General features: G+C 64.6%; 4 protein-coding genes. All 4 read right to left on the bottom strand.

Annotated features, from left to right (window positions below; genetic code table 11):
• On the bottom strand, positions 1-860 hold an 860-nt coding region (locus tag A2J01_RS07850; RefSeq protein WP_064112452.1), incomplete at its 3' end, for an acyl-CoA dehydrogenase family protein.
• Positions 857-1822 carry an acyl-CoA dehydrogenase family protein gene (locus tag A2J01_RS07855; protein ID WP_007734178.1) on the bottom strand — a complete coding sequence of 322 codons (966 nt, stop codon included), beginning with the start codon at positions 1820-1822 and terminating at the stop codon, positions 857-859. The genes A2J01_RS07855 and A2J01_RS07850, both read right to left, overlap by 4 nt.
• The gene (locus A2J01_RS07860) at positions 1819-2979 is read right to left on the bottom strand and encodes an acyl-CoA dehydrogenase family protein (protein ID WP_007734181.1); all 1161 of its coding nucleotides are present in this window, start codon (positions 2977-2979) and stop codon (positions 1819-1821) included. The genes A2J01_RS07855 and A2J01_RS07860 overlap by 4 nt, the downstream gene beginning before the upstream one ends.
• Positions 2979-3751: enoyl-CoA hydratase (locus tag A2J01_RS07865; RefSeq protein WP_064112453.1), on the bottom strand; the 773-nt coding region annotated here is incomplete at its 5' end. The genes A2J01_RS07860 and A2J01_RS07865, both read right to left, overlap by 1 nt.

A 3751-nucleotide genomic window follows, 5' to 3' on the forward strand; every position in this document is an offset into this window, starting at 1 on the left:
GCGTCGTCCGCCGACTGCGTCGCCACGGCGGCGTACGTCATCGACCTCGCCGTCTCGACCAACGTGTACATGTCGGCCATCCGGTGCTTGAGGGCCTGGAAAGAGCCGATCGCGCGACCGAACTGCTTGCGCGACTTGGTGTATTCGACGGTCTGCTCGACGATCGCTGCGGCCGCTCCGACCTGTTCCGCGGACAAGGCGATCAGAACGACGGTTCGGATCCGATCGACCAGATCTTCGGACCACTCCAGTGGCCGACCACGAACACCGGAGAACGTGACCTCCGCCAGCGTTCGCGTCGGATCCATGGTGGGGACGCGTCGGCGGGAGACGCCTTCGGCCGCTGGATCCACTTCGTAGAACCCGTCGGCCGTGAGAACGAGCAGGGTGTCTGCGACGTGTCCGTCGAGGACGTACGACGCCGTGCCGGTCAACGCGTCTTCGGTTGCCTCGACGCCGAAGGTGCTCCAACCCGCGGCACCTGCCCAGCACAGAGCGAGCGTGCTCTCGCCGGACGCGACACCGGGCAGCAGTCGCGAGCATGCGTCGTTGTCACCGGAAAGCAGCAGTGCCTGTGCGGCAAGAATCGCCGAACCCAGCATCGGTGACGGGGTCAGCGTGCGGCCCAATTCCTCCTGGACCACGTGTACCTCGCCCAAACCTGCTCCGACGCCGTCGAACTCCTCCGGAATCGCCAACGCGGCGACGCCGATCTGCTCGCACAGCTTGCTCCACAAAGCGGCGTCGTAGCCGATCTCTGTGGTGATGGCGGCGCGGACGGCAGCGGAGTCGGAATGCTTGCTCAGGAGATCGCGTACCGATGCGCGCAGTGCTGCCTGGTCTTCGGTGTCGATGCTCATGATGCAACCAGCGCTTCGACGACGCGTGCGCGATGCTCGGACGGTGTGCCCCACGCGGTGAGCAGCGCCCGTACCTTGGTGAGCCACAAGGAGAGATCGTGTTCCATCGTGTAGCCGATGGCGCCGTGAACCTGGAGTCCGACGCGAGCGGCCTTGTACGCAGCATCCCCGCACGCGACCTTGGCCGCAGAGATGTCACGCGAGGCGTCGGCCGACTGATCGCGAACCGACAGTGCGGCGCCGTGCAGCAGGGGGCGAGCCATCTCGAGGGAGACGGCAACCTCGGCCAGGTGGTGCTTCATGGCCTGGAACTGTCCGATGACCTTGCCGAACTGCTTGCGTTGCTTCGCGTATTCGGTGGTGACCTCGAGCAGTGTCTGGCCCAGGCCCTGCAACTGCGCGGCAGTGGCAAGAGCGCCCATGTCGAAGGCGGCCGAGAAGTCGGCGGAGCCCAGCGATTCGCCGGCGGAAACCTCGTAGAGCTTGCGGGAGAGATCCACCGATGCCTTGGCTTCGCCAGGGACACCGAGTGATACGGCACCGTCCTGCGCGAGCAGAACCAGATCCACCGCATCGGCGTCGAGCGCGAACGGTGTGCGCGGGGGAGCTGCGACAGTTGCCAGCGAACCCTCGGCGAGAGCAGAGAGACGTTCCGGTGCAACGGAGGCCAGGAGCGTCGGCGCCACGGCGATGGTCTCGACGACCGGTCCGGGTACTGCGTGCCGACCGAGCTGTTCGAGCGCAACGACCAGGTCGACGGCGTCGGCGCCGAGTCCGTCGTGCTCTTCGGAGATGACGAGACCGTTGACGCCGGTCTCGGCGAGGCGCTGCCAGAGCTTCTTGCCCGGCTCGGTGTCACCGTCGTTCCACGAACGGATGACGGCGGGCATGTCGGACTTGGTCAGCAGTGCATCGATGCTTGCAGCGAAGTCCTGGTGGGAGGAGTCGAGCGCGAATCTCATCGGTCCGCCTTCGGTAGGCCGAGCAGACGCTCAGCGATGACGTTTTTCTGAATCTCGTTGGTGCCTGCGTAGATCGGGCCGGACAGGGAGAACAGGTATCCGTCCATCCAGTTGTCGGCCAACTCGGCTTCAGGGCCCTGAAGTTCGAGAGCAGTCTCGTGGGTGGCGATATCCCACTCGGACCAGAAGACCTTGTTGATCGAGGACTCGGCGCCGAGCTGTCCACCGTCGGCCAGACGGGTGACGGTGCCGAATGTGTTGAGTTGGTAAGCGCGAGCGCCGATCCAGGCGTCGGCGACCTGGTTGCGCAGAGCGCTGTCGTCGGTGCGTCCGCTGGACTTGTACAGCTCGAGCAGGCGGTCGACGGTGGCGAGAAAGCGGCCGGGGCTGCGCAGCGAGAGACCACGCTCGTTGCTCGCGGTGCTCATCGCGACCCGCCAACCTTCGTTGACGTTTCCGATCACACCCGACTCACCTGGGTTGGCCGGGTCGTCCGGAACGAAGACGTCTTCGAGGAAGATCTCGGCGAAGCCGGGCTCACCGTCGAGCTGATCGATCGGGCGAACGGTGACACCCTTCGACCGGAGGTCGAACATGAAATACGTGATGCCCTTGTGGCGCTGCGCATCCGGATCGGAGCGGAACAAGCCGAAGCCCCAGTCGGCGTAACTCGCGCGTGAGCTCCACGTCTTCTGACCGTTGAGCAGCCAGCCGCCGTCGACCTTCTTCGCACTCGAACGCAGGCTAGCGAGGTCGGAACCGGATTCGGGCTCGGACCAGGCCTGGGCCCAGATGTCGTCGGCACGAGCCATGCGCGGCATGATGCGAGCCAACTGCTCGGCATTTGCATGCTCGAACAGTGTGGGAGCCAACAAGAAGATGCCGTTCTGGCTTACGCGGCCGGGCGCGCCCGAGCGGTAGTACTCCTCCTCGAAGATGACCCACTCGAGCAGGGACGCATCGCGTCCACCGAGTTCCTTGGGCCAGGAGACGACGGCGTAGCCGGCGTCGGCGAGAGTGTGCTCCCACTGACGGTGCTCTTCGAAGCCTTCGGCGGTATCCATCGACTTCAGGGGAGTCGCGGGCACATTCGCTTCCAGGAACGAGCGAACCTCGTCACGGAATGCGGTTGTGGCGTCGTCGAATACGAGATCCACTAGTTTGTTCCTTCCTGCGGTGCGCGAGCACTGGCAGCCATAGCTTTGGCGTCGAGACCACCAAGCGAGTCTTTGCCGACTTCGGCGTTGTGAGCGTGAGCGAAGTGATGCAGACCGAAGACGGAGTCGATGCCGTTGCGCATCCCCATCTGATCCTCGCACTGATTGACGGCCTTCTTGGTCAAAGCCAGTCCGAAGCGCGGCATCTCGGCGATACGTCCGGCGAGCTCGAACGTCTCCTTCTCGAGATGCTTGCGGGCGACGACGCGGTTCACCATGCCGATTTCGTATGCACGTTGCGCGGTGAACCTATCGCCGGTGAAGAGCATTTCCTTGGCGAATCGTGAACCGACCATCCACGGGTGCGCGAAGTATTCGACGCCGGGGATACCCATGCGGACAACGGGATCGGAGAAGAAGGCGTCGTCGGCCGCGACGATCATGTCGCAGACCCAGGCGAGCATGAGCCCGCCGGCAATGCAGGCGCCTTGCACCATCGCGATGGTGGGCTTGGGGATCTCCCGCCAACGGCGGCACATGCCCAGGTAGACCTCCATCTCGCGGGCGAAACGCTGGTCACCGCCTGGCTTGTCGACGTGATCCCACCACATGGTGGCCTTGTTCTCGTACTCGACGTGATGGTCGCGTCCCGGAGTTCCCAGGTCGTGACCGGCGCTGAAGTGAGGTCCGTTGCCTGCCAGGACGATCACCTTCACCTCGTCGTCTTCGACGGCGCGCTGGAATGCCGCGTCGAGGGCGTACGTGACCACCG

Source organism: Rhodococcus sp. EPR-134 (genome assembly GCF_001647205.1).
Taxonomy (GTDB): Bacteria; Actinomycetota; Actinomycetes; order Mycobacteriales; family Mycobacteriaceae; genus Rhodococcus_F; species Rhodococcus_F qingshengii.

Coding starts and splice junctions, on each gene's coding strand:
- A2J01_RS07855 (WP_007734178.1), bottom strand. CDS start 1,822: ATGAGATTCGCGCTCGACTCCTCCCACCAGGACTTCGCTGCAAGCATC.